Raw genomic sequence first — 25,530 nt, forward strand, 5'->3', positions numbered from 1 at the left:
TATGATTACGTGTTCACTCGTTCAAACCCGTGTGTTGAGCCCTTTTGCGCTCCGCAAAACCTTCCTCTGACCCTATTTTTAAACTGAGCGATTATGTTCGGATTTCTAAGAAGTTTCTTATCCACTGATATGGCCATTGACCTGGGTACGGCCAACACCCTGATCTATGTTCGCGGCAAAGGCATTGTGCTTGATGAGCCATCGGTCGTTGCCATTCGTACCGAGGGCGGCTCCAACGGTCGTCAGATCATTCAGGCCGTCGGCCATGCCGCCAAGCAGATGCTGGGCCGCGTGCCCGGCAATATCGAGGCCATCCGGCCCATGAAAGACGGTGTGATCGCCGATTATTCCGTGACCGAACAGATGTTGCGGCAGTTCATCCGTATCGTACATCCGCGAAGTCTGTTTACCATGAGTCCGCGTATTATTGTGTGCGTTCCTTGCGGCTCTACGCAGGTTGAGCGCCGGGTGATTCGCGAGTCGGCGCAAGGTGCGGGCGCGCGGCAGATATTTCTGGTTGAAGAGCCCATGGCGGCAGCCATTGGCGCCGGCCTGAATGTGTCCGATGCCAGCGGCTCCATGGTTGTCGATATCGGCGGTGGCACGACTGAAGTGGCCGTTATTTCTCTGGGCGGCATGGTATACAAGGGTTCTGTGCGTGTAGGTGGCGACAAATTCGATGAAGCCATCATGAATTACATCCGCCGCAACTACGGCATGCTGATCGGCGAGCCGACAGCCGAGGCCATCAAGAAAAACATCGGATCTGCATTTCCCGGCACCGAGGTGCGCGAAATGGAGGTCAAGGGTCGCAATCTTTCCGAAGGCGTGCCACGCAGCTTTACTGTCTCTTCCAACGAGATCCTGGAAGCGCTTACCGAACCGCTCAACCAGATTGTCTCGGCGGTGAAAATCGCGCTGGAACAGACGCCGCCGGAACTGGGCGCCGACATTACCGACAAGGGCATCGCCCTGACCGGTGGCGGCGCGCTGCTCAAGGATCTGGATCGCCTGCTTCAAGAAGAAACCGGTATTCCGGTCGTGGTCGCTGATGATCCGCTTACCTGCGTTGTGCGCGGCTGCGGCGAAGCGCTGGAACATATCGACAAACTCGGCCAGATTTTTATTGACGACTAAATACGTGTGACGGATGCAGCGCGCCGCGTTGCATGCTTTTGTGCTGTTGTCTTCCTGATCCTTCCGTTCCCGCTTACGGTTGCCCTATGCAGCGAAATAGATCATTACGTTTTTTCACTCACGGGCCGGCTGCAGAGGTCAGACTGTTCTTTCTGGCTGTCTTTTGCGTGGGCCTGATGATCGCCGATTCGCAGACTCACTATCTCGAACCGGTGCGCAAAGTGGTGTCCGTGATGCTTTATCCCTTCCAGAAAACCGCCATGTGGCCGCGCGATGCGGTCACGCAGGTGTACGACTGGTCCAATGCAATCACGATAGCCAAGCAGGAAAGCGCGGCTGTGCAGCGCCAGCGTATCGAGCTGGCCCAACTGTCGACGCACGCGGCCCAGATGGCTGCAGAAAACGCACAGCTGCGGCGCCTGCTGGCCGTTAAAACGACGGTGCAGACACCTTCGGTCGCCGTTGAGATTCTGTACACTTCCATTGATCCGCTGAATCAAACGCTGGTGCTGACCAAAGGCAGCAACGATGGCATTCGCCCGGGCATGCCGGTGATTGATGAGGGTGGGGTTGTGGGCCAGATTCGTCGCGTGACACCCATGACCTCTGAAGCGACCCTGATTACCGACAATAAAATATCGGTCCCGGTCATGGTGTTGCGCAACGGACTGCGGGTAATTGCATTCGGCTCAGGGCAGACGGGGCGGCTAGACGTACGCTATCTTGGCCTGGGCGCCGATATTCGCCCGGACGATGATCTGGTGACCAGCGGTATCGGTGGTATCTACCCGCAAGGCTTGTCAGTCGGCAAAATTGCCGCCGTTGATGATAACTCGGCCGAAGGATTCATGCGTGCGCGCGTCGTTCCGTCGGCGCATCCCGAGCGCTACCGCCATTTCCTGGTGCTGCTGGTGCCGACAGACAACCTGCCGGCCATTCCGGCTTCACTGTCCGACGCTTCTGCACGTAACCGTGCTGTATCGCGCCGGGTGAACTGATATGGCCAAACGCAGCCTGACCTCGCTCGAGCCACTGCAACGAACCAATTATTTCTATGGTTCGAGCCCGATATACGCCTGGATCACCATTTTGCTGTGCTGGCTGGCCTCGCTGCTTCCGTGGCGTGAATGGGTTGGCGCGCCCGATATTCTGATTCTGGTGTTGGCCTTCTGGTGCGTGCAACAGGTGCGTGGCGTCGGCCTGACTAGCGCATTGATTTTCGGCCTGCTGATGGACGTGCACGATGCCAATATTATGGGCGAGCACGCGCTAAGCTATGTGCTGGTGATTTTCGGGGCGCTGGTGTTCAGGCGCAGGGTGGTGCAGTTTGGGTTTATCAGCCAGATGCTGCAAATGCTGCCGGTGTTTTTTCTGGCACCGTTTCCCGCGCACCTGCTCAATGCCTGGTTGCAGGGCGCCTGGGGGGGCTGGACCTGGCTGCTTTCCGGACTGATCACGGGCGTGATGTGGGTGGTTGCCGATCTGATCCTGAAGCTGCCGCTGCGACCGGTAGACGATAACGAAACGCTGAACTGACGGGAAACGGGCTATGTTCGAATTCCGCAAGCGCTCTACCATACAAAAAAAGAAAATCCGGCTTCGCGTGCTGATCGCGCTGCTGTTTGTACTGGGTTGTTTCGGCTTGTTGGTTAACCGGCTTTGGGTTCTACAGGTAGAGCGGTACCAGGGGCTATCCGAACGCGCTGACCGCAACCGTATTGCACTGGTGCCTATCGCGCCGCGGCGTGGCGATATTGTCGATCGCAACGGGCAGGTGCTTGCGCGCAGCTATCGCGACTACACGCTTGAAATCGTGCCGGCCCAGATCAAGAATATGGACGAGCTGATCAGCCAGATCAGCACGGTGATTCCCCTGACCCCTCTGGATATCCGGCGCTTCAAGCGACGCATGGGCCAGACCACCCGCTATGCTTCGGTTATGCTGCGCGGCAACCTGAGCGACGACGAGGCCGCTGTTTTTGCCGCCCATTCCTTTCGCTTTCCTGATGTCAATCTGCGCGCTCGCTGGGTGCGCGAATATCCGCAGGGCGAGTCGGCGGCTCATGTCGTGGGTTATGTCGGCCGGATATCGGAGAAAGACCAGGAACGTCTGGAGCAGGACGGCATAGAAGGCAATTATCGCGGCACCGATGTGATCGGCAAAAAAGGCATTGAAGCCAGTTATGAAGCGGTGCTTCATGGCAAGACGGGCTGGGAAGAGGTTGAAGTGGCCGCTTCGGGAAAACCGGTGCAGGTGCTAAAGCGCATCGATCCCATACCGGGCGACACATTGCACCTGTCCATTGATATTGGTCTGCAGAAGATGGTCGAGGACCTGTACAACAAGGGATTTGTCAAGGAAGGCGAGCCTGAGCGCGGCGCCCTGGTTGCTATTGATCCGCGCAACGGGCAGGTCCTGGCCTATGTGTCAGCCCCTTCCTATGATCCGAACTTGTTTATTGATGGTATTGATGTCGAGAATTGGCGCCGGCTGGCCGACTCGACCGATCATCCGCTGATTGATCGTCCAGTTTCGGGCACGTTTCCCATTGGGTCGACTTACAAGCCGTTTGTCGCGCTGGCGGCGCTCAAGCTTGGCGTACGTGATCCGAATGCCCGTATTCCCGATCCCGGTTATTTTGAATACGGCAATCAGCGTTTTCGCAATGCGGGCGGCGCGGTCTATGGGCCGACCAATATGCATCGGGCGCTGGTGGTGTCTTCCGATACCTATTTCTTCAGCCTGGGTCCGCTTATCGGCGTAGACGCACTGCATGATTTTTCCCTGATGTTCGGCTTCGGGCGCAAGACCGGGATTGATCTCAATTATGAGAAAATCGGCATCTTGCCTTCACGAGAATGGAAAAAAAAGGCCTTCAAGGACCCGCGCCAGCAGCGCTGGATCCCTGGCGAGACGATATCCGTTACGGTGGGGCAGGGGTACAATTCGTTCACGATTATGCAACTGGCTCAGGCAACGTCTACGCTGGCGGCTGATGGTAAATATATTCGCCCGCATCTGGTCAGTGAAATGGAGAACACAGTCAGCAAAACACGCACGCCAACGGTCAAGCAGCCCGATTATCAGATAGAGGTCAGTCAGTCGTCGATCCGGCTGGTCAAGGACGCCCTGGTTGACGTGACCAAGCGGGGCACGGCCAAACGCAGCTTTGCTGGCGCCGCCTATGAGTCGGCTGGCAAGACCGGGACTGCCCAGGTATTCAGTTTGAAGGGGTCGAAGTACAATTCGCGTACCTTGAAGCGCAGCTTGTGGGATCACGCGCTGTATATGGGCTTCGCGCCGGCAAATGATCCGAAAATAGCCGTGGCGCTGATTGTGGAAAACGGCGGCTGGGGCGCCAGCATTGCCGCGCCCGTGGCGCGCAAGGTGTTTGATTACTGGCTGTCGCCCACGCGATCGGCGCAGGTCAATTCGGTTCCGGTTCTGGAGCTTGACAGTGATGAGCCGCCCGAAGATACGTCGCCCGATGTGATGGTGCCGCAAAATGTGCCTGCCAATCCGGAAGACAAGGTGCCGGAGCACCTGCCCGATATCCTGGCGCCTGTTGGAAATGGCAACAGCAACGGACGTAATGGTTCTGGCCAGAGGCAGCGCAATGAATAGACTAATGGGCTGGATCCTGCGTGCCTTTCGCGCCTTTGACTGGCCGCTGCTGCTGATTCTGGCGATCTTCTGCATCCTGGGAACAATCGTCATGCACTCGGCCGTCGGCGGAACCGACTGGCGGTTTGCGAGCCAGGGACGTAATTTTCTAGTGGCTTTTTTTGTCATGTGGCTTGTGGCGGTGATTCCACCGTCAAAAATCATGAAGTTCGCCATTCCGCTTTATGTCGTCGGGGTGTCGACGCTGGTGGCCGTTCTGATGTTCGGTATTACCAGTAAGGGGGCGACGCGATGGCTCAATATCGGTATTACAGTGATACAACCGTCTGAAATGGCCAAAATCATTGTGCCGGTGATACTTGCCTGGTACTTTGACAAGCACCGGTCTCAATTGCGGGTGCTGGATTTTCTGGTGGCCGGGGTGCTGCTGCTGTTGCCGTTTATGCTCATCATCTGGCAACCTGACCTGGGTACCGCTTTGTTGGTGCTTGGCACGGGCTTTTTCATTATTTATTTTGCCGGCCTGTCATTTAAACTGATCACGCCCGTGTTCGTGCTGGGCGTGGTAACCATCGCGCTGGTGCTTTATTATGAACCGGTGCTGTGCAGCCCGGAACTGGACTGGGTCGTGTTGCATGACTACCAGAAATATCGGGTGTGCACATTGCTTGATCCCGGCAGCGATCCGCTGGGCAAGGGATTTCATACCATCCAGGGCATGATCGCTATTGGCTCGGGCGGATTGTATGGCAAAGGGTATATGCAGGGTACCCAAACGCATCTGGACTTTATCCCGGAGCGAACCACCGATTTCATTTTTGCCGTCTTTGCTGAAGAGTTTGGATTGTATGGTGGCGTAATGCTGTTGCTGCTGTACACCTTATTGCTGTTGCGCGGATTCCTGATCACGATCCGTGCCCGCACCCAGTTCGGGCGTTTGCTGGCGGGCGCCATGACCATGATGTTGTTCATGTATGTTTTCGTCAATATCGGCATGGTCATCGGCATATTGCCCGTCGTCGGTGTGCCGCTGCCCTTCATGAGTTACGGCGGGACAGCGCTGGTCACGCTGGGCTGCGCCTGCGGGCTGTTGATGAGTATTTCCAATTACGTGCCCACGCGCAAGTCCGATACGGCAGACGAATAAAGGGCGGGCGACCGGTATAGCAGCTCGCCAATACTCCAGCTTTCCTCGCCTGCGTTTCCAATCAGAACAGGCGGGGCGTATCGCTTGCCACACCAGTCTCCGCATCAAAATAGCCGGTGAGCAGTGTTTTCAAGGGGGCAGGCAGTGCCGATTCTGCTAGCGCACCCAGTTCTACCCATTGCCAGCGGCTGGTATGATCGGTACTATCGCCTGCGGCGGGCATCAGCGCAGGCATGGCCTTCGCGTGTACCAGCATTGGTTCAATATGCAGCCGAAAATGGGTGAATACATGCTCGAACGCCGCCAGCGGCATGGCCGTTACAGACTCTCCGAGCGAGTGCTGCACATAGGAGGAACAGGCCTGGCGGTCGGCAAATTCCGGCAGGGTAAGCAGCCCTCCCCAAATTCCTTTATCTGCGCGGCGATACATCAGGATCCGGTCCTCATGCTCCAGGATGAGGACGCAAACCTGGCGTTGCGGGACGCTCTTGCGCAGGCGAGCCGTCGGCAGCTGCGCCTGGCGGCCTTCGATCCGCGCCACGCACTCATCGGCCAGCGGACATACTCCGCAGGCAGGCTTGCCGCGAGTGCATACGGTCGCACCCAGATCCATTAGTCCCTGCGTGTACGCAGCCATATCGATATTGTCGGTCGCGCCTTCCAGATGCTGCCATGCGACATCCCACAGCCGGTTTTCAACCGCCTTTTTCTGCGTATCGCCTTCGATCGCATAATAGCGGCAAAAGACACGCTTGACATTACCATCCAGGATCGGCTGGCGGGCGTTATAGCAAAAAGCGGCAATTGCGTTTGCCGTGGAAGGGCCAATGCCGGGCAGGCTGGCGATATCGTTCGCGTTTTCCGGAAACAGGCCGTGCCAGTCGTCTAGAACGACTTTGGCGCAACGGTGCAGGTTGCGGGCCCGGGCGTAGTAGCCAAGGCCTGCCCAATAGGGCATGACCTCTTCCTGGCTGGCCTCGGCCAGCGATTTCAGTGTTGGAAAGCGGGACAGGAAACGGACATAGTAGGGGATGACCGTGGCCACTTGCGTCTGCTGCAGCATGATCTCGGACAGCCAGACCCGATAGGGATCACGGCTACCTTGCCATGGCAGGCCGTGCCTGCCGCGTTCACGCTGCCATTGAATGACGGTACCGGCAAATGACATGAATCAGAAACGCGAATGCCGGGTCATGGACCATTGGGCGGCCAGCGCGGCCACAATCATTACCAGCACAATAGCGGTAACAAGCCATGTGACATCGGGCAGGCGAACGACAAAATCTGTGCCATAGCTTTGGGAGAGCCGGGCGATGGCGCCGTTGAGCGAGCCCAGGCCGAATGTGGTCAGCAAAAGAGACAGTACGCCCGCAGCCATACCGGTGAGCGCGCCAAGATACAGAAAAGGGCGTCGCACGAATGACTCGGTCGCACCCACCAGGCGCGCCACGGCGATTTCCTCGCGCTGCACCAGCGCTTGCATGCGAACGGTATTAAAGACAGTACCGACAACAACGACGGCAACGCCAATGGCCAGCAGCAACAGCACGCCACGGGTAAAAGACAGGATTGCATCCAGCTTCTGGACCCAGGCGCTATCGAATTGCACGGTATCGACATTGTCCAGCTCACTCCATGATTGCGCCAGTTCCTGGGCTTTGCCGGCCTGATCGCCCGTGGCCTTGATCGTCACGACAATAGAGTTGGGTAGCGGGTTTTGGGGCAGTACCTTCAGGGCATTGGACCAGGATTCCGAGGCGCGCAGTCCGGCCAGAGCATCGTTCTTGTCGATGACTTCCAGTTTCTCGATATAAGCTTGGTGCCCTTGCTGCAACTGCTCAGCCAGGTCACGCGTTTCGGCCAGCGGCGCCTCTGATTTCATAAAGAGGGTGATGGCCGGATTGACCGAGACATTGCGAGCCACTGGCTCCATGGAGACGAGAATGGAACTGGCCAGCAGCGGCAGCGCCAGAACAAGGGCGATAACGGCAATATTGGTCAGCGAGGAAAATGGCGTCGCAAGCAGTCGCCGGATTGCGATGTGCATGGCGTAAAAATGATGTCTTATCCAGCTTTTCATGCGTGTGTTCCCAGATCCTTGAACCGGCCTGGTTCGATAAGCAGGGTGCGGTTGGCGTGGCGGCGCAGCAGCTCCAGGTCGTGCGAGGCAATCAGCGTGGTTACGCCAACGCGATTGAAGTCACGGAACACTTCCAGGATTTTCTGTGCGCTGGCCTGATCCAGATTGGCTGTCGGCTCGTCGGCGATCAGAATGGCCGGTTTGTTCACAATAGCGCGGGCAATCGCCAGACGCTGCTGCTCGCCGCCTGACAGGGCGATCGGATTGAGTTTTTCCTTGCCCGATAAGCCCACTTTTTCAATGGCTGCGCGCGCACGGGCGGCCGCCTTGTCTGAACTCAGGCCGATGACGGCCAGTGGCAGCATGACATTTTCGAAGGCGCTGCGGTCATAAAGCAGATGCATATTCTGTAGTATGACGCCTACGGCGCGCCGCAAGTAAGGTCGAGCCCGGTTGCCAATCTGGTCCATGCGCTGACCCTTGACGATGACGGATCCGCGTGTCGGCGCCTCCAGGCCGCCGATCAGCTTCAGAAGCGTCGATTTGCCGGCACCCGACGGGCCGGAGACGAAAACGAATTCGCCCGGCGCGATGCTGAAGTTGATGTCAGCCAGGATATTCGCGCCCTGCCCGTAGGATTTGAAGACATGCTGGAATTGAATCATGTGGATCCGGTTACTCAAAATTCGGTTCTGTTAATGCGCATTTTAGAGTAATTGCAAGCCCCTTAGGGTATTTACGATTGTCAATGCGTGAATGGATACTCTAGGATACCGCAAGACAAAACGGCAAGGCGCCCATTATCATACGCCGCCGTTATCTGCGCCAAATAACGGGTTGTCAATGGGAACGACTGGAGCGTGGCCTGAACAATACCTGGCACAACGGTGGCATTCTTTATGCCACGCCGGTTCGTTGAACGTCAAAAACAGGTACGATGTGGTTTCAATCTTTGATTCGCACCTGATCGCGGCGCCCGGGGCCGGCGATTGCCGGTGCCACTTGACACTGTAACGCATGAAGAAACACAAAAACCAAGGCCTGGCCTTTTCCTGGAACGACCCGACATTTCGCTCGATTATCTATCAGATTATCGTGCTCGGCCTGGTGGCTGGGGGCGTCTGGTACTTGGTCTCCAATACGCTGCATAATCTGGAAACGCGCAATATTCGCAGCGGCTTCGCTTTTCTTGGCAGCGAAGCCGGTTTTGCCATCGGCGAGTCGCTGATCGACTATTCGCCAACCGACACATACAGACGCGCCATTCTGGTGGGACTGCTCAATACCCTTTACGTCTCTGTTGCCGGCATTGTTCTGGCCACCATTGTTGGCGTGGTGGTCGGCGTTGCGCGACTGTCAAAGAACTGGCTGATCGCCAAACTGGCCGCCGTGTATGTTGAGGTGCTACGCAATATTCCCCTGTTGATCCAGCTTTTCTTCTGGTATGCGCTGATTGTGGAGGCCTTGCCCGGTCCGCGCCAGGCCATGCATCCGGTGCCAGGCGTGTTTTTATCCAACAGGGGATTGCGTTTTCCGTTGGCTCAGGGCGATAGCCTGACATGGATCCTGGCGGGCGTGGCCCTCGCCTTGCTTACTACTGTGGCCGTGGGGCGGTATTTGCGCGCCCGGCACATTCGAACCGGGATACAGACACCACTGTGGCCGATCTGCCTTGGGTTTTTTATTGTGTTGCCTGTAGCCGGTTTCTTTGCCGGTGGCGCGCAACTGGCTTTCAGCCTGCCCGAGCTCAAAGGTTTTAATTTTGCCGGGGGCGCCAGTATTTCCCCAGAGCTGACCGCGCTGCTTTGCGGACTGGTGATCTATACATCGGCGTTTGTGGCCGAAATTGTACGATCCGGGATCCAGGCCGTGCCCGACGGCCAATGGGAGGCGGCCGGCTCGGTGGGGCTGGGTCGCCGGCGTGCGTTACGGCTGGTGATACTGCCGCAGGCGTTGCGGATTATGATTCCACCGCTGACCAGCACTTATTTGAATCTGATGAAAAACAGTTCGCTGGCCGTGGCTATCGGCTATCCGGATATTGTCTCTGTCATCAATACGACGCTGAATCAGACAGGGCAGGCCATTGAAGGCATTCTTATTGTCATGGCGGCGTATCTCACAGTCAGCCTGTCTATTTCCGTGTTCATGAACTGGTACAACCGGCGCATTGCCCTGGTGGAGCGATGATCATGGATGCACCGATTCACGAACCCGGCATTGCCGCTGCATTGCCGCCTCCCAAGGGCAAGCGCGGCGTCATCGGCTGGCTGCGGGCGCGCCTTTTTTCCTCGCCGCTCAATATACTGATTACTGTATTGATTGCCTGGCTGCTGCTGATGGGCTTGCCGCCGCTGCTGGAATGGGCATTGCTCGGCGCCAATTTCACCGCGAGCAATGCCCAGGAATGCCGCGCCGGACCTGGCGGCGCCTGCTGGGCTTTCATCCGGGAAAAGCATCGCCTTATCCTGTTTGGCACTTATCCCTTTGAGGAACAATGGCGTCCCTTGCTGGCCACGCTGGTGCTGCTTGGCGTGATTGTGTGTAGCGCCATGCGCCGCTTCTGGAACGCATGGCTGTTTGTAATCTGGGCGGTGGGACTGGCCGTGGTTGCCTGCCTGATGTGGGGCGGATTTGCCGGGCTGAGCTATGTTGAAAACACCCGCTGGGGCGGTCTTCCGCTCACATTGATTCTGTCGACTTTCGGCATTGCGTTCGCATTTCCAGTTGGGGTAATTCTGGCCCTGGGCCGTCGTTCCGATATGCCCGTCATCAAGGCGCTGTGTGTGGGTTATATCGAGATCATCCGCGGCGTGCCGCTGATCAGCCTGCTGTTTATGTCATCTGTCATGTTGCCCCTGTTTCTGCCAGAGGGAATGTCTTTTGACAAGCTGCTGCGCGCGCAAATTGCCATTATCATGTTTGCGTCTGCCTATGTTGCTGAGACGGTGCGTGGCGGCTTGCAGGCCATTGCCCAGGGACAGATCGAAGGGGCACAGTCTATCGGATTGAACTATTGGCAGACGATGCGCAAGATTGTATTGCCGCAGGCGCTCAGGATTGTAATCCCGCCGCTGGTGAGCATTTTCATTGCCTTATTCAAGGATACGTCGCTGGTCGTGGTTATCGGTATTTACGACCTGACGCTATCGGCCAAGGCATCGTTGTCGGACCCGATATGGCGCGGTTTCAGTATTGAAGCCTATCTGTTCATTTCCCTGATTTATTTTCTATTTTGCTTTGCCATGTCCCGCTATTCAAAACGGCTCGAAACGCAGCTGGATACGGGATATTCGCGTTAGCCGCCAGCCCCGGAGTAACTAGTGTCAGAACCTATCATCCGTATGGAAAATGTAAACAAGTGGTACGGCCAGTTCCATGTCCTGAGGGATATCAATCTGGACGTGGCTGCGGGCGAACGCATTGTGATCTGCGGCCCGTCGGGCTCAGGCAAATCCACGCTGATCCGCTGCATCAATGCCCTGGAGAACCATCAGGAAGGAACGATTATTGTTGACGGGACCGAGCTGACTGACAATCTGAAAAAAATCGAACAGGTTCGCAAGAATGTGGGCATGGTATTTCAGCACTTCAACCTATTCCCGCATCTGACCGTGCTTGAGAACCTGACATTGGGGCCCATCTGGGTCCTGAAGCAATCGCAGCAGCAGGCCCGGGCCAGCGCCATGCAGTATCTGGAGCGGGTGCGCATACCGGACCAGGCCAATAAGTTCCCCGGCCAGCTCTCGGGCGGGCAGCAGCAACGGGTTGCCATCGCACGCTCGCTGTGCATGAATCCCAAGGTCCTGCTGTTTGATGAGCCAACCTCTGCGCTGGATCCCGAGATGGTCAAAGAAGTGCTGGACGTCATGGTCAATCTTGCCGAGGAATCGGGCGTGACCATGCTTTGCGTGACCCACGAAATGGGCTTTGCCCGCAAGGTGGCCGATCGCGTCGTGTTCATGGACCAGGGCAGCATTGTGGAACAGAACACGCCTGACGCGTTCTTTGATCATCCCCGGCACGAGCGCACCCGTCATTTCCTGGACCAGATTCTGCACTAGGGCCACAGCCGGGTTGCCGGGGCGCATTCCAGTGTAAAATGGCGGCATTATCAGGCAGCCGTTTACGGCCTATTACACCAACGGTTACAAAATTATGGCAGAAAATTTCGAATCCGATATCACCAAGTTCATCAAGCGGTATAAGGAAGAACACCCTGATACCGAAGAGCGGCAGCGGCAGGGCCGCGGACTCCTGTGGGATAAAACACTGGATAGCGACCTGCTTGATGGGTTTAAAAAGGCCAAAGTGCCCCAGAAGCCCTACGTCTATTCGAACAATAGCTGAAGCCCCGGATGACGGTACCTGCCGACCAGCTCAGTGCGCTGGTCTCTCCTGACGTGGATTCCACACCCGACACCATCGATTCGGTCGCGCTCGCTCGCCTATACGGCGAGCCGCTATTTGATATCCCCCAGGATCTGTATATCCCGCCAGATGCGCTGGAGGTTTTTCTGGAAGCATTCGAGGGACCGCTGGACCTGTTGCTGTACCTGATCCGCAAGCAAAATTTCAATGTGCTTGACATTCCCATGTCGGAAGTGACCCGTCAGTATCTGAATTATGTCGACCAGATACGCGAGCACAATCTGGAACTGGCCGGCGAATACCTGCTCATGGCGGCGCTATTGATTGAAATCAAGTCGCGCATGCTGCTCCCCGTCAAAAAATCCGATACCGGTGAAGAGGTAGAGGACCCACGCGCCGAGCTGGTCCGCCGCCTGCTGGAATATGAGCAGATGAAGCTGGCCGCCCAAAAGCTCAATGAGTTACCCCAACTGGGGCGGGACTTTGAGCGCGCGCGCGCCTTCATGGATCTCAAGACAGAGCGAGCGCTGCCCGAGGTAAATGCCGAAGATTTGCGCCTGGCCTGGCTGGACATCATGAAGCGGGCCAAGCTGAACGCCCATCACCATATCACCCGCGAACAGCTGTCAGTGCGAGACCATATGACGCATATTCTGCGCCGCTTGTCCGACGTGCGGTTCATGGAGTTCCGCGACCTGTTCCTCGAACGCGTGCAAGAGGGTGATCCGGCGGCAGTCGTGGTTGTCCACTTCCTGGCCATGCTGGAACTGGCGCGGGAAACGCTGCTGGAAATCACCCAGGCAGAACCCTACGCCCCTATTTATATCCGCCTCTCATACAGCAGTCAGGCAGTGGCCTGACCCGTCAAAGGAACAAGATTGAAAGTTGTACATACCATTGAAGAGCTCAGGGATCAGATGCGCGGTCAGTTGCGCGCCTCTTTTGTTCCTACCATGGGAAATCTTCACGAAGGGCACCTGGCGCTGATGAAAATGGCCCGCCAGCATGGCGATCCTGTCGTGGCCAGTATTTTTGTCAATCCCTTGCAGTTCGGCCCGAACGAAGACTTTGATAAATATCCCCGTACCCTGGAAGAGGACGTACGCAAGCTGGAAGAGCGGCGCGATGTCTATGTCCTGTTTGCGCCTGCCGTCAAGGAAATGTATCCGGAGCCGCAAAGCTTCAAGATTGAACCGCCGGACGGCCTGGGTAATATCCTGGAAGGCGAGTTTCGTCCGGGCTTCTTTACCGGCGTGTCAACCGTCGTGCTCAAGCTGTTCTCCTGTGTGCAGCCCAAGGTCGCCGTATTCGGTAAAAAAGACTATCAACAGTTGATGATTGTGCGCAAAATGTGCCGACAGTTTCAGTTGCCGATTACCATTTATGCTCATGAAACGGTGCGTGAGGAAAGCGGACTAGCCTTATCGTCGCGAAATCGATTTCTGTCGGACAAAGAGCGCCAGGAGGCGCCGATTCTGTATCAGACTCTGCAGGCGATTCGCAGCAAGCTGCAGGCAGGCGATGTCTCGGTCGAGTCTCTGGAGGCTTTTGGCAGCAAGACGCTGAGCGACCGGGGCTGGCAGGTAGATTATGTCTCGGTGCGTCGCCAGCATGATTTGAACCCGCCAACGCAGCAGGAGATTGTCGCCAACGAGCCGCTGGTGGTATTGGCCGCAGCCAAGCTTGGAGCCACCCGCCTGATTGATAATCTGGAATTCGCGCATCAACCATAAACTGTCAGGCCTGACAGTTTTTACGCCCCGGCATGCTCTCTATAATCTGTCCCCTCTATACCAGCAATATGAGGAATCACTATGGGAACAGGGGAAAACATGTCTGGGCTCGATTCACTGATACAGTGCCTGACACCGCGTGAAAAAGAGGTTTTCTTTTTCGTCACGCGCGGATTGCCGAATAAGGTCGCTGCCGCCGAGCTAGGCGTGTCACAACGCACCATAGAGGCGCACCGCGCCCGGATTTTTCGCAAGATGAATGTGCGCAATGCGACAGAACTTGCCCGCCAGGTATTTACGCGCCTGAATCCGCATATCTCCGACAACCATCAGATCTGAACCCCGCAGGCAGTGACGCCAGGGGCGTGACTGTACGGGATCGCTACGCCCCGGCCTTTATTGCGCCGGGCAGAAAAACGCGGTGTCGTTCTGCAAGGCGCGGGTTGACTCAGTATCGGCCTGTATGTTGAGCGTATATCGTTGCGTCACTGCATTGGCGCCCACCGTTTGCACACTGAGCACTGCCGGGTTTTCCATGCGCAGCACGCCCACGCTGGCAGCCGTTGTGCCGGTACTTCTGGCCGGCAACAGGTGAATCAATGGCCTGGCTCCCGGCTCCGGTCTCCAGCAGCCCGTGTCGGTATGGGCAGAGCCCGCCGGAACCAGGGGCTGCGCTACCCGGCGCCAGCGTCCGTCAGGCAGCAGTGTCAGGGTGACGCGCTGGACCCTACATGCGGCTGTCTCGCAGGGAATGGAACCCAGATAGGTTCTGCCTTCCGGGATCAGGCCCTGGGTTGTGGACTGCCGCTGGCGCTGGGCGCGCAGCTCGGCCTCAGTGGGTTCCGAGGTGCCAAATGGAATCTGAATCTGCCCGCCACCGTTATGAGCCGGCATGGGCGTTGCATCACGGGTTTTTGCAGCGGTGTCGCCGGCAGCTGCTGGCGGCGTAACCGCTTGTTGTGAAGGGCTGCTGCAGCCGGTCGCGATGATCAGCAGGGCGGCCGACAGCAGTGTTGGCACATAACGAAATTGAACAGAACGCATGAAAGATTTTTTCCTATTAAACAGGACACAAGCCCGGATTCCAGGTGACGCCAGGACATCAGGCACGGGCAAGCCGGGGGTGGCGAAAACCGGTTTGCATTGCCGAAAAAGCCCGGGGCAAGCCGGCCTGGCCAGCCCCAAGACCGATCGCATGCAGCAACAACGTGCGTGGATACGAACCAGCCGTTGCCGGATCAGATCACAATGGACCATTGTGTGTTTCGCGTTAGCCCCGGCGGCTTGCCGGTCATCACTTGGCATTGAACTAGCGGCATATTACCACGGTGATATCCAGATCCCTAGACGGAACCGACACCGATCAGGCCATCGGGTTTCCGAAGGGGCAGGGCGGCTCCTGACGGTTTGCGTTGACATTGCCTACGCTCGGCCCCAACAAGGCACCGCCGCTATCGGTCTGCCTCGCGAGGCCAGTAGCGACAACATTGCCGCAGCGCCCTGTTTCGTCAAGCTCAGCCGCTGGCATTCCTCTGCGTTTTACGCCGCTGCGCCAGGAGGTGCCAGGCATGACGAGAAACGGAATGACTGATATTCTGCTCAGTCTTCTTCTGGCAATCAGCCTGTGGCCGGTCTACGCGCTGTTATGCGCTGCTTTGCGCTGGCGCTATGGCCGCGCTGCGGTTGCCCAGTGCATTGTGGCCAATGAGCGGACCTTTGCGCGCATCCGCCTGCTGCTATCGGGACTCGCCGTGCCGGGTTTCTTTTACCTGTTCGCTCATAACGAACCGCTGCAATGGATGATTTTCTTTTACCTGTTGGCATTGTTGACGCTGACCGATTTGCAGATGCGATTGCTGCCCGACTATCTTCTGATGCTGCTGCTGGGCGTTGGGCTGGCGGCCCTGGCAGTGGGTATGCCGCAGATGCCGGCGCCGCGCTTTGCGCTTGCTGCGTTTGCTGGCGCAATAACTCTGGCGCTGCTTTGTGTCGCAGTGCAGACGCGCTGGACCGGGATAACGGGAATGGCCGCAGGGGATCTCAAACTGATCGCCGTCCTTGCCCTCTGGTTTTCTTACAAAATGTTGCCGCTTCTGTTATTTGTGGCCTGTTTTGCAGGACTGGTGTACATTCTAGTCATACGATGTGTAACCGGTGTCCGCCTGCGGACAATCGCTTTCGGCCCCTGTCTGGCGCTGGGTGCGCTTGTCGTGCATGTCCTGCAGCGGCTCAATCCAGGCGAGACAGGGTGACATCGTATCATCAGGCCAGGCGTTGCACGCCCGGCCTTGTTTTTCACAGGAGCCAGGGTTGTACAAGATTGGACTGACGGGGGGCATTGGCTCGGGCAAATCGACCGTAGCGCGGCTGTTGAGCGCGCGCGGAGCCAGCGTTATTGACGCTGATGCGCTGTCGCGCTCGCTGACCGAACCCGGCGGGCTCGCCATCCCGGCCATCGCCGATGCGTTTGGAGCCCGTGCAATCGACGTGGACGGCGCAATGGATCGCAGCTATATGCGCGAGCAGGTTTTCCAGGATGCAGAAAAACGCAGGCGGCTCGAGCATATATTACATCCGCTTATCGGGCAGGCGATGCAGTCGGCAGCAGCGACGGCCAAAGGCCTTTACCTGATATACGACATCCCGTTGCTGGTCGAATCGCTGGCCAGATACCGTCCGATCATGGACAGGATCTGTGTGGTAGACTGTGAAGAAACCGAGCAGGTGGCGCGCGTACAGGCGCGCAGTGGTCTTTCGGTGCAGGCTGTAACCGAAATCATGAGTACGCAGGCATCGCGCCAACAACGGCTGGCTGCCGCCGATGACGTGATATTCAACGGTATCGGTATTTCATTTGTGATGCTGGAAGACCGGGTACAGCAGGTGCACGAGAACTGGTTACGGTTGATCGGGCAGCAGAAGTCACAATAGCAGGGCGGTGAAACCGCGTCATTATCACTGGCCCCCGGGCTGCAGTGTAGGCCCGTCGCCGCCAGCGCTATGGCACGAGTAAGCAGGTGAGAAGCGCCTGTGCAATGTGGTATCAAAAAATAAAAGGGTCAGTCAATTGGTTTTATACGAATATCCCATCAACGAGCGTATCCGATCCCTGATGCGGCTTGAGTACCTGTTTAAGCGATTGTTCGCTTTTATCAGTGGTACCAGTCCGATGCATCAGCATGTGGCCTTGTCCCTTCTGTTTGAAATTATGGATACGTGCGACCGTGCGGAAGTGCGTTCGGGTATTTTGCAGGATATTGACCGACAGAAGGCCAACCTGGAAAACTATCGCCACTATCCGAATATCGACCTGAACGCGCTGGACTCGGCCATTGCCGATTTGAATCGCGTCTCGGGCGCCCTGATGGGCAAGGGCCGAATCGGCCAGGCGGCACGCGAAAACGAATGGCTCATGAGCCTGAAGAACCGGTTTGCGGTGCCAGGCGGTACGTCGCAGATTGATATCCCGTCCTACCACGCCTGGCAACTGTCGGCTGAAGAGAATCGCCAGCGCGCGATCACGCAATGGGTGGAACCTTTCATGCCGCTTTTCGATGGCGTCAGTGTTGTGCTTAAAATGTTGCGCGAATCAGGCAGCCCGATAGATGCCAGCACCCAGGAAGGGGGCGTGTTTCAAGAAATGCTTGGCGGCAAAATTTATCAGATGGTTCGTGTCTGGGTCTCGGGCGAGCGGCTGGTTTATCCGGAAATCAGTGCGAATAAATATGTGGTCTGGGTCCGGTTTTCCGAATTGGACAATCAATACAAAACGCAACTGATTACAACGCCAACGGCATTCAAAATGTCGTTCTGCAACGTCTGAACGCGACTGCGGTGCTCGCTTGTGCGATAGGCAAACCGCTTCCTGTTACAACTGTGCTGTTGCGATTTATTACAGGTGCTGGCAAAAGGGATGCCCTGTCCAGGTAAATAGGTAAAAATAGAGGCTTTACAAAGAAGAAGCGTTTTCATACCCATGCCGGCCCCCACTAGCACCAATAGAAAGTCCCGTAAATTCATATACCTGCTTATCCTTTTGGTGCTCGCTGGTGCAGGCTATTATTATTGGCAGCACAGTGCAGGCCAAAAGCCGGCAGGTAAAGCGACAACCGCGCCGCAGGCTGGCAAGCCGCCCGCCCAGGGCGCTCGTGCAGGCGCGCGTGGCGGCCGCAATGGTTCGGCCGCCGTGGCAACGCCAGTCAGCGTGGTTCCGGTCATGAAAAAAAACCTGACCGTCAGTGTCAGTGGACTGGGCACCGTCACCGCCTTCAATACCGTAACGGTTCGCAGTCGGGTTGATGGTCCGATAGAAAAAATTCTCTTTACCGAAGGCCAGAAGGTTAATGAGGGAGATGTGCTGGTGCAGATCGACCCCCGGTCATTCGAAGTGGCGCTGCAGCAGGCGCTGGGCTCGCAGGCACAGAACGCGGCACTGCTGGCTAATGCTAAGCGTGATTTGCAGCGCTACCAGACCTTGTTCAAGCAAGATTCGATCGCCCGCCAGCAGGTCGATACGCAACAATCGCTGGTGCGCCAGTATGAGGGTCAGGCACAGAATGACAAGGCAGCAGTGGATGACGCCCGTTTGTCACTGACCTATACGACTGTGCGTGCGCCGATCAGCGGCCGCCTGGGCTTGCGTACGGTGGACGTGGGCAACCTGGTCTCGGCCGGGTCTACCGACGGCATCGTGACCATTACACAGGTGCAGCCCATTGCCGTCGTCTTCTCCATGCCCGAATCCTGGCTGCCGGATGTCACCGGTCCGTTGTATAAGGGCGAGAAACTTCAGGTCATATTGCGCGATCGCGACAACAAGCTGCAACTGGCCGAAGGTGAACTGACTTCAATGGATAACGCCGTGGATACCACAACGGGCACGGTCAGGCTTAAGGCGACCTTTGCCAATGAAAACGAGACGCTATTTCCCAACCAGTTTGTCAATACGGAACTGAAAGTGCGTGAAGTGCCAGACGCGCTGGTGGTTATGTCCGATGCAATTCAGAACAGTTCCCGTGGCGCCTATGTCTATGTGGTAAAAGAAGACAATACCGTTGAGACCCGGCAGATTGAACTTGGTGTTGTCGATAGCGGCTATACCCAGATTCTGAAGGGATTGGCTGAAGACGAACAGGTCGTGTCCGAAGGGGTGGATCGCCTGCGCAACGGAGCCAAAGTCGAGATCGTCAAGTGAATATCTCCCGGACATTCATTCTCAAGCCGGTGGCAACAACACTGGCGATGATCGCCATATTTCTTAGTGGACTGGTTGCCTATCGTCTGCTGCCGGTGTCTGCCCTGCCCGAAGTCGATTATCCAACGATCCAGGTCGTCTCGCTGTACCCCGGCGCCGGGCCCGATACCATGGCTTCGCTGGTGACCTCGCCGCTGGAGCGCCAGTTTGGCCAGATGCCCGGTTTATTGCAGATGACCTCGTCCAGCTCGGGCGGGGCTTCGGTGGTCACACTGCAATTCGGGCTGGATGTGCAAATGAGCGTGGCCGAGCAGGAGGTGCAGGCGGCAATTAACGCGGCATCCAACCTGCTGCCGTCGGATATGCCCATGCCGCCGGTGTACAACAAGGTCAATCCGGCAGACCGACCGGTGGTCACGCTTGGGATCTCTTCTGAAAACATGCCCTTGCATGAAGCGCGCGATCTGGTCGAGACCCGCATGGCGCAGAAACTGTCGCAGATATCCGGTGTGGGCCTGGTCAGCATTGCCGGCGGGCAGCGGCCGGCGCTGCGCATCCAGGTCAACCCGACGGCCCTGGCGTCCAACGGACTGACGCTGGGTGATGTGCGCACCGCAATTACGGCGGCCAATGTCAACCAGCCCACCGGCAATATCGACGGCCCGCGCCGCGGCACGACCATTTATGCCAACAGCCAGGTCAAAACGGCAAACGAATACAATAATCTGATCCTCTCCTACAACAATGGCGCGCCGCTGCGCCTAAAGGATGTGGCCAACACAATCGAATCGGCCGAGGATGCGCGCCAGGCGGCGTGGATCAACGACAAACCGGCCATTTTGCTCAATATCCAGCGTCAGCCGGGGGCCAACGTGATTGACGTGGTCGACAATGTGAAGACGCTTTTGCCGCAGTTGCGGCAGGCGTTGCCCGCGTCGCTGGAAGTTGAAATGGTGGCTGATCGCACGGAAACCATTCGCGAATCCATCAATCATGTGCAGAATGAAATGCTGGTGGCGATCCTGCTGGTGATTATTGTCACCTACGCGTTCCTGCGCAGTTTCAGCGCGACCGTGATTCCTTCCATAGTGGTGCCGCTATCGATTGTCGGCACATTCGGCGTCATGTATCTGATGGGATTCAGTCTGAACAACCTGACGCTAATGGCACTGACTATCGCTACCGGCTTTGTGGTTGACGATGCGATCGTGATGATTGAAAACATCGCCCGCCATATCGAGCAGGGCGAATCGCCGATGCAGGCGGCGCTAAAGGGATCGGCCGAGATCGGCTTCACTCTGATATCGCTGACCGTCTCGCTTATCGCCGTGCTGATTCCGCTGCTATTCATGGGGGACGTGATCGGCAGGCTGTTCAGCGAATTTGCCATTACGCTGGCCACGGCTATCATTATTTCACTGGTGATTTCGCTGACGCTCACGCCAATGATGTGCGCCCGCATGCTCAAGCCTGAATCGGCGTATGAGGACAGTCGGCTGCATCACTCCATGGGCAAGGCGATTGATCGGGTCATTGCCGGCTATGACCGCATGCTTACCGTTGTGCTGCGCCATCAGACGCTCACACTACTGGTGGCGCTGGGCACCTTTTTACTGACGGTTCTGCTCTATTTGTGGATACCCAAGGGGTTCTTTCCGCAGCAGGATACCGGCATGATACAGATCATCACCGAAGCGCCGCAATCGACCTCGTTCAAAATGATGTCCGAGCGACAGGTGCAGGTGGCCCGGGCCGTCGAGGCCGATCCGGCTGTCGCCTCTGTATCCTCGTTCATTGGCGTGGATGGCTCCAATGCCACGCTCAATACCGGCCGAATGCAGGTTGAGCTCAAGCCGACGGCAGATCGCGACAGCATTACAGATGTGATGAGCAGACTGACAGACAGGGCATCCGAAGTGCAGGGCATGAAAGTCTATTTGCAGGCCGCACAGGACCTGACCATTGACGCCAGGGTCGCCCGCACGCAATATCAACTGAGCCTGTCCAGCCTGGATGCCGATCAGTTGCGCCAGTGGGTGCCGGTCTTTGTTAAGCGTCTGGCGGCAGAAAAAAGCCTGACCGGCGTCACTGATAACTTCCAGTTCAATGGTTTGCAGACCCTGGTCAAGGTGGACCGCGATGCGGCGGCGCGCTATGGCATTACGATGGCGCAAATTGACGAGGCCCTGTATAACGCCTTCGGCCAGCGCCTGGTATCGACGATTTTTACCCAGGCGGCGCAGTATCGGGTCGTGATGGAAGTGGCCGAAAATTTCCGCGATAACCCGGCCGACCTGGATCAGGTGTATATCAAGACCGCCGACGGTGCCCCGATTGCATTGACCCAGATGGCCCAGATCGTACCGGGTCAGGAGCTGTTGGAAATCATGCGGGTCGATCAGTTTCCATCCGCGCTGGTCTCGTTCAATCTGGCACCAGGCGCATCGCTGTCCGATGCGGTGCAGCGTGTCAACGAAATCAAGGAGGAAGTCGGCCTGCCGTCCACCGTGGAAATGCGTTTCCAGGGGGCAGCACAGGCTTTTGAAGCCTCGCTTTCGAGCACACTATGGCTGTTGCTGGCCGCGATCTTTACCATGTACATCGTGCTTGGCGTGCTGTACGAAAGCTATATTCATCCGGTGACCATTCTGTCTACGCTGCCATCGGCAGCGGTGGGGGCCCTACTGGCGCTCATCATCTCGGGCAATGAGCTGGACATGATCGGCATCATCGGGATCATTCTATTGATCGGTATTGTCAAGAAAAATGCGATCATGATGATTGACTTTGCGCTGGACGCCGAGCGCCATCATGGGCTCTCGCCAGTCAAGGCAATTCATCAGGCGGCGCTGCTGCGCTTTCGGCCCATTCTGATGACGACGCTGGCCGCGCTGTTCGGGGCGATTCCGCTTATGCTCTCTACCGGCACCGGTGCCGAATTGCGCCAGCCGCTGGGCCTGACCATGGTTGGCGGCCTGATCTGTAGCCAGTTGCTGACGCTGTTTACGACACCTGTCATTTATCTGATGTTTGACAGGCTGGTCAAAAAGCCCAGGCCATCTGATATGGCAGCGCGGTCCGAGTTATGAGTCTGTCGCGCCCGTTCATCCTGAGGCCAGTGGCCACGTCGCTTCTGGCGCTGGCCGTGGCAGTGATGGGCATGGTCGCCTTTTTTTTGCTGCCTGTCTCGCCGCTGCCTACGCTGGACTCGCCGGTCATTGTGGTGCGCGCCTCATTGTCCGGGGCCAGTCCGGAAACCATGGCCTCCAGTGTGGCTACCCCACTGGAGCGCTCGCTGGGCAATATTGCCGGCATTGACCTGATGCAGTCCAGCAGTTCAGAAGGTTCCACCTCTATTTTCATGATCTTTGATCTGGACAAGGATGTGCACACGGCAGCGCGCGAGGTTCAGGCTGCTATTAATGCGGCGCGGCCGCTGCTGCCCAGCAGCATGAAGCAGCCGCCCACCTATCGTAATGTCAATCCGTCGTCGACCCCGGTTATGGTGCTGGCGCTGACCTCGGATTTGCTTGGCCAGGGCGAGCTGTATGACCTGGCCTCCACCATTCTGGCGCAGAAACTGGCGCAGGTGCGCGGCGTGGGCGAAGTGACCGTGGGCGGCAGTTCCTTGCCTGCGGTGCGTGTTGACCTGAATCCCAATATGCTCAACAGCATGGGCATCTCGCTGGACACGGTTCGCAATGCGCTGGCGGCAACCAACTCGGTCAGGCCCAAAGGGTTCCTGGACAATAACGACTATCACTGGCAACTGGCCACCAACGGGCAATTGCGCTATGCCAAAGATTTTGAAAACCTGATCGTGGCCTGGAACGGGAACAGTGCTGTGCGCCTGCGCGATGTGGCACATGTCTATGATTCGACCGAGAGCCTGTACAACAGGGGGTTTTACAACACCCAGCAGGCGGTCGTGTTGCTGGTACGCCGTCAGGCCGATGCCAATATCATTCAGACGGTTGATGCCGTCAACGACATGCTGCCCGATCTTGCCGAGCTGCTGCCGCCGCAGGTCAGGCTGGACGTGGCGCAGGATCGTACGCCAAGCATCCGGGCCGCGCTGCACGAGGCGGAACTGACGCTGGTAATTGCGGTGCTGCTGGTGATCGTGGTGGTCATGCTGTTTTTGCAAAGAATACGCGCCACCTTGATACCGGCCATTTCGGTACCCATCTCGCTGCTGGGCACCTTTATTTTCATGTATTTCCTGGGCTACTCGCTCAATACCGTGTCGCTGATGGCGTTGATTGTGGCTACCGGCTTTGTGGTGGACGACTCCATCGTCGTGCTGGAAAATGTCATGCGTTATATTGAGCGAGGCATGCATCCCATGCGCGCAGCCTTGGTCGGGGCGCGTGAAGTGGGATTCACGGTTGTCAGCATGAGTGTGTCGCTGGTGGCTGTATTTATTCCTCTGCTGTTTATGGGCGGATTGATTGGCAGGCTGTTTCTTGAATTTGCCATGACGCTGTCGGTGGCTATCGGCATGTCGCTGATTGTTTCGCTCACGCTCACACCCATGATGTGTGCGCAGCTGCTGCGCCATGAGCCGAATCTGCGCAAGAATCGCATACAGCGCATGTGGGATTCATTTTTCGATGGGCTTGTCAGGGGCTATGGCCGCATGCTGAGTTTTGCCATTCGCTTTCGCTTTCTGACTTTACTGACGCTGCTGGCCACAGTTGTGTTAAATGTTTATCTTTATACTGCCGTTCCCAAGGGCTTCTTTCCCGAACAGGATACCGGCATGATCCAGGGTTTTTTCCGCGCAGACCAGGGCACGTCTTTCGCCGCTGCCGTGCCCAAGCTGGAAGCCTTTCGCAAGGCGATCGTGCAAAACCCCAACGTGGACACCGTCTCGGGCTATTCCGGCGGCCGTGGCGGCAGCAACAGCAGTTTCTTTCTGATCCAGCTCAAGCCGTTTGCCGAGCGTACGCAATCGGCCACCGAGATTATCAATGACATGAGAAAGTCTTTACCGACAATCCCCGGGGCGAGGCTGTCGCTGGTGCCGCAGCAGGATATCCGCACGGGACGGGGCGGAGACTCGGCCGGCTCATATCAGTATGATCTGCTCTCAGGCGATCTGGATACATTGCGCACCTGGGTGCCACAGGTACGGCAGGCCATGGCGACACTGCCCGAGCTGGTTGATGTCCAGTCCGAAGCCGAGGAGAAAGGGCGGCGCATTGAATTGGTCATCAACCGCGAAAGCGCCACGCGTCTGAATGTGGAGATGTCCACGATTGCCGGTGTATTGAATAATCTGTTCAGCCAACGTCAGGTTTCTACGATTTATAGCGCGCTGAATCAGTACCAGGTGGTCATGGGTATCGATGTCAAATATGCCCAGGATCCCGAAGTGCTCAAGACCGTGCAGATTATCGCCTCGGACGGCAAGCTCGTGCCGTTGTCGGCCTTTGCTTCGTTCAAGATCGGCACCTCGCCCCTGTCGGTATCTCATCAGGGCCTGATGGCTTCCGATTCGGTGTCTTTTTCCCTGGCCGAAGGGGTCTCGCTGGAACAGGCAAGCACGGCGATTGAAAATGCCGTGGCCCGCATCGGCCTGCCAGCCGACCAAATTCAGGCCGGATTCGGCGGTAACGCGCAGCTCTTTCAGGAGTCGTCGTCGCGCCAGCCCCTGCTGATCCTGGGGGCGCTGGTGGTGATGTATCTGATTCTGGGCATGCTGTATGAAAGCTACATGCATCCGCTGACCATTTTGTCGACCCTGCCGTCTGCCGGCGTCGGCGCGCTGCTGGCCTTGTTGATGGTCGATATGGAATTTACGGTCATTGCGCTGATCGGCGTTTTCCTGCTTATCGGCATCGTCAAGAAAAACGCCATTATTATGGTGGATTTTGCGCTGGCGCAGGAACGCGAAAAAAATATACCACCGGAAGAGGCGATCTACGAGGCCTGCATTGTTCGCTTTCGACCCATTATGATGACCACCATGGCGGCCATGTTTGGCGCGCTGCCGCTGATCCTGGCCACCGGCGCCGGTGTGGAAATGCGCCAGCCCCTGGGCGTCGCGATTGTGGGCGGGCTAATCCTGAGTCAGATCCTCACACTGTTTACCACACCCGTCGTGTATATTTATCTTGACAGGCTGCGTCATACTTTTGAGCGACGCCGCAAAAATAAAAGGTTGCCTGCAGGCGGGGGCGATGTCGCACCGCGTCCTGGCGAATGATTATTATGATTTGTGAACCGTGAACCGTGAAC

At 57.1% G+C, this 25,530-nt stretch carries 23 protein-coding genes; 19 read left to right on the forward strand and 4 right to left on the reverse strand.

The genetic code is table 11. The annotated features are described in order from the left end of the window. The first annotated feature begins 93 nt into the window (after positions 1-93). The 5 genes from CAP48_RS06590 (at position 94) to rodA (ending at position 5,909) form a co-directional block, all read left to right on the forward strand. Positions 94-1,137, forward strand: coding sequence for a rod shape-determining protein (locus CAP48_RS06590; RefSeq protein ID WP_100695210.1), 1,044 nt, complete (start codon positions 94-96; stop codon positions 1,135-1,137). Positions 1,138-1,223: 86 nt separating this feature from the next. Beyond that, positions 1,224-2,135: a rod shape-determining protein MreC gene (mreC, locus tag CAP48_RS06595; RefSeq protein WP_100695211.1), complete on the forward strand. Its 912-nt coding sequence runs from the start codon at positions 1,224-1,226 to the stop codon at positions 2,133-2,135. Between the two features lies 1 nt (position 2,136). Next, positions 2,137-2,673 (forward strand): rod shape-determining protein MreD, encoded by a 537-nt coding sequence (mreD, locus tag CAP48_RS06600; protein ID WP_100695212.1) that lies wholly within the window; start codon positions 2,137-2,139, stop codon positions 2,671-2,673. Between the two features lie 13 nt (positions 2,674-2,686). Beyond that, a complete protein-coding gene (gene mrdA / locus CAP48_RS06605) occupies positions 2,687-4,762 on the forward strand; it encodes a penicillin-binding protein 2 (protein ID WP_100695213.1) in 2,076 nt (691 codons plus the stop codon). Further along, a complete protein-coding gene (rodA, locus tag CAP48_RS06610; protein ID WP_100696670.1) occupies positions 4,755-5,909 on the forward strand; it encodes a rod shape-determining protein RodA in 1,155 nt (384 codons plus the stop codon). Before mrdA ends, rodA begins: the two co-directional genes overlap by 8 nt. Positions 5,910-5,970: 61 nt before the next feature. Here rodA and mutY read toward each other — a convergent pair whose 3' ends face one another. Genes mutY through CAP48_RS06625 form a run of 3 tightly spaced genes read right to left on the reverse strand, consistent with a single transcriptional unit; the run spans position 5,971 to position 8,654 of the window. Continuing rightward, positions 5,971-7,077 (reverse strand): A/G-specific adenine glycosylase, encoded by a 1,107-nt coding sequence (mutY, locus tag CAP48_RS06615; protein WP_100695214.1) that lies wholly within the window; start codon positions 7,075-7,077, stop codon positions 5,971-5,973. Between the two features lie 3 nt (positions 7,078-7,080). After that, entirely contained in the window at positions 7,081-7,989 is a 909-nt protein-coding gene (locus tag CAP48_RS06620) for an ABC transporter permease (RefSeq protein WP_100695215.1), read from the reverse strand. After that, positions 7,986-8,654: a cell division ATP-binding protein FtsE gene (locus CAP48_RS06625; protein WP_100695216.1), complete on the reverse strand. Its 669-nt coding sequence runs from the start codon at positions 8,652-8,654 to the stop codon at positions 7,986-7,988. The genes CAP48_RS06620 and CAP48_RS06625 overlap by 4 nt, the downstream gene beginning before the upstream one ends. Positions 8,655-9,006: 352 nt before the next feature. Between CAP48_RS06625 and CAP48_RS06635 the strand changes: the two genes are divergently transcribed. From CAP48_RS06635 to CAP48_RS06665, 7 genes are all read left to right on the forward strand, one after another. Next, the gene (locus CAP48_RS06635; protein ID WP_100695218.1) at positions 9,007-10,179 is read left to right on the forward strand and encodes an amino acid ABC transporter permease; all 1,173 of its coding nucleotides are present in this window, start codon (positions 9,007-9,009) and stop codon (positions 10,177-10,179) included. Positions 10,180-10,181: 2 nt separating this feature from the next. Next, positions 10,182-11,291, forward strand: coding sequence for an amino acid ABC transporter permease (locus CAP48_RS06640; RefSeq protein ID WP_100696672.1), 1,110 nt, complete (start codon positions 10,182-10,184; stop codon positions 11,289-11,291). Between the two features lie 21 nt (positions 11,292-11,312). Continuing rightward, a complete protein-coding gene (locus CAP48_RS06645; RefSeq protein ID WP_100695219.1) occupies positions 11,313-12,053 on the forward strand; it encodes an amino acid ABC transporter ATP-binding protein in 741 nt (246 codons plus the stop codon). A 94-nt stretch (positions 12,054-12,147) separates the two neighbouring features. Continuing rightward, the gene (locus tag CAP48_RS06650) at positions 12,148-12,339 is read left to right on the forward strand and encodes a DUF3460 family protein (protein ID WP_100695220.1); all 192 of its coding nucleotides are present in this window, start codon (positions 12,148-12,150) and stop codon (positions 12,337-12,339) included. Positions 12,340-12,347: 8 nt separating this feature from the next. After that, a complete protein-coding gene (locus CAP48_RS06655; protein WP_100695221.1) occupies positions 12,348-13,220 on the forward strand; it encodes a ScpA family protein in 873 nt (290 codons plus the stop codon). An 18-nt stretch (positions 13,221-13,238) separates the two neighbouring features. Then, complete coding sequence (panC, locus tag CAP48_RS06660) at positions 13,239-14,093, forward strand: pantoate--beta-alanine ligase (RefSeq protein ID WP_100695222.1); 855 nt, start codon at positions 13,239-13,241, stop codon at positions 14,091-14,093. Between the two features lie 81 nt (positions 14,094-14,174). Next, on the forward strand, positions 14,175-14,432 hold the full coding sequence (locus CAP48_RS06665; protein WP_242444352.1) for a response regulator transcription factor: 258 nt from the start codon (positions 14,175-14,177) through the stop codon (positions 14,430-14,432). A gap of 57 nt (positions 14,433-14,489) precedes the next feature. On the opposite strand, the gene CAP48_RS06670 is transcribed toward CAP48_RS06665, so the two are convergent. Further along, complete coding sequence (locus tag CAP48_RS06670) at positions 14,490-15,137, reverse strand: hypothetical protein (RefSeq protein WP_100695223.1); 648 nt, start codon at positions 15,135-15,137, stop codon at positions 14,490-14,492. On the opposite strand from CAP48_RS06670, the gene CAP48_RS06675 reads away from it, so the two are divergent. From CAP48_RS06675 to CAP48_RS06705, 7 genes are all read left to right on the forward strand, one after another. Continuing rightward, a complete protein-coding gene (locus CAP48_RS06675; RefSeq protein WP_100695224.1) occupies positions 15,136-15,684 on the forward strand; it encodes a hypothetical protein in 549 nt (182 codons plus the stop codon). The genes CAP48_RS06670 and CAP48_RS06675 overlap by 2 nt on opposite strands. After that, on the forward strand, positions 15,677-16,345 hold the full coding sequence (locus CAP48_RS06680) for an A24 family peptidase (protein ID WP_161495211.1): 669 nt from the start codon (positions 15,677-15,679) through the stop codon (positions 16,343-16,345). Before CAP48_RS06675 ends, CAP48_RS06680 begins: the two co-directional genes overlap by 8 nt. A gap of 58 nt (positions 16,346-16,403) precedes the next feature. Then, positions 16,404-17,024 carry a dephospho-CoA kinase gene (coaE, locus tag CAP48_RS06685; protein WP_242444353.1) on the forward strand — a complete coding sequence of 207 codons (621 nt, stop codon included), beginning with the start codon at positions 16,404-16,406 and terminating at the stop codon, positions 17,022-17,024. Between the two features lie 136 nt (positions 17,025-17,160). Beyond that, positions 17,161-17,916, forward strand: coding sequence for a cell division protein ZapD (zapD, locus tag CAP48_RS06690; RefSeq protein ID WP_100696676.1), 756 nt, complete (start codon positions 17,161-17,163; stop codon positions 17,914-17,916). Between the two features lie 153 nt (positions 17,917-18,069). Continuing rightward, a complete protein-coding gene (locus CAP48_RS06695; protein WP_100695227.1) occupies positions 18,070-19,287 on the forward strand; it encodes an MdtA/MuxA family multidrug efflux RND transporter periplasmic adaptor subunit in 1,218 nt (405 codons plus the stop codon). Then, entirely contained in the window at positions 19,284-22,376 is a 3,093-nt protein-coding gene (locus tag CAP48_RS06700) for a multidrug efflux RND transporter permease subunit (RefSeq protein WP_100695228.1), read from the forward strand. The genes CAP48_RS06695 and CAP48_RS06700 overlap by 4 nt, the downstream gene beginning before the upstream one ends. Then, positions 22,373-25,498, forward strand: a complete 3,126-nt coding sequence (locus CAP48_RS06705) for an efflux RND transporter permease subunit (protein WP_100695229.1) — start codon at positions 22,373-22,375, stop codon at positions 25,496-25,498. Before CAP48_RS06700 ends, CAP48_RS06705 begins: the two co-directional genes overlap by 4 nt. The last annotated feature ends 32 nt before the right edge of the window (positions 25,499-25,530 follow it).

The organism is Advenella sp. S44, from assembly GCF_002810445.1.
GTDB lineage: Bacteria > Pseudomonadota > Gammaproteobacteria > Burkholderiales > Burkholderiaceae_B > Advenella.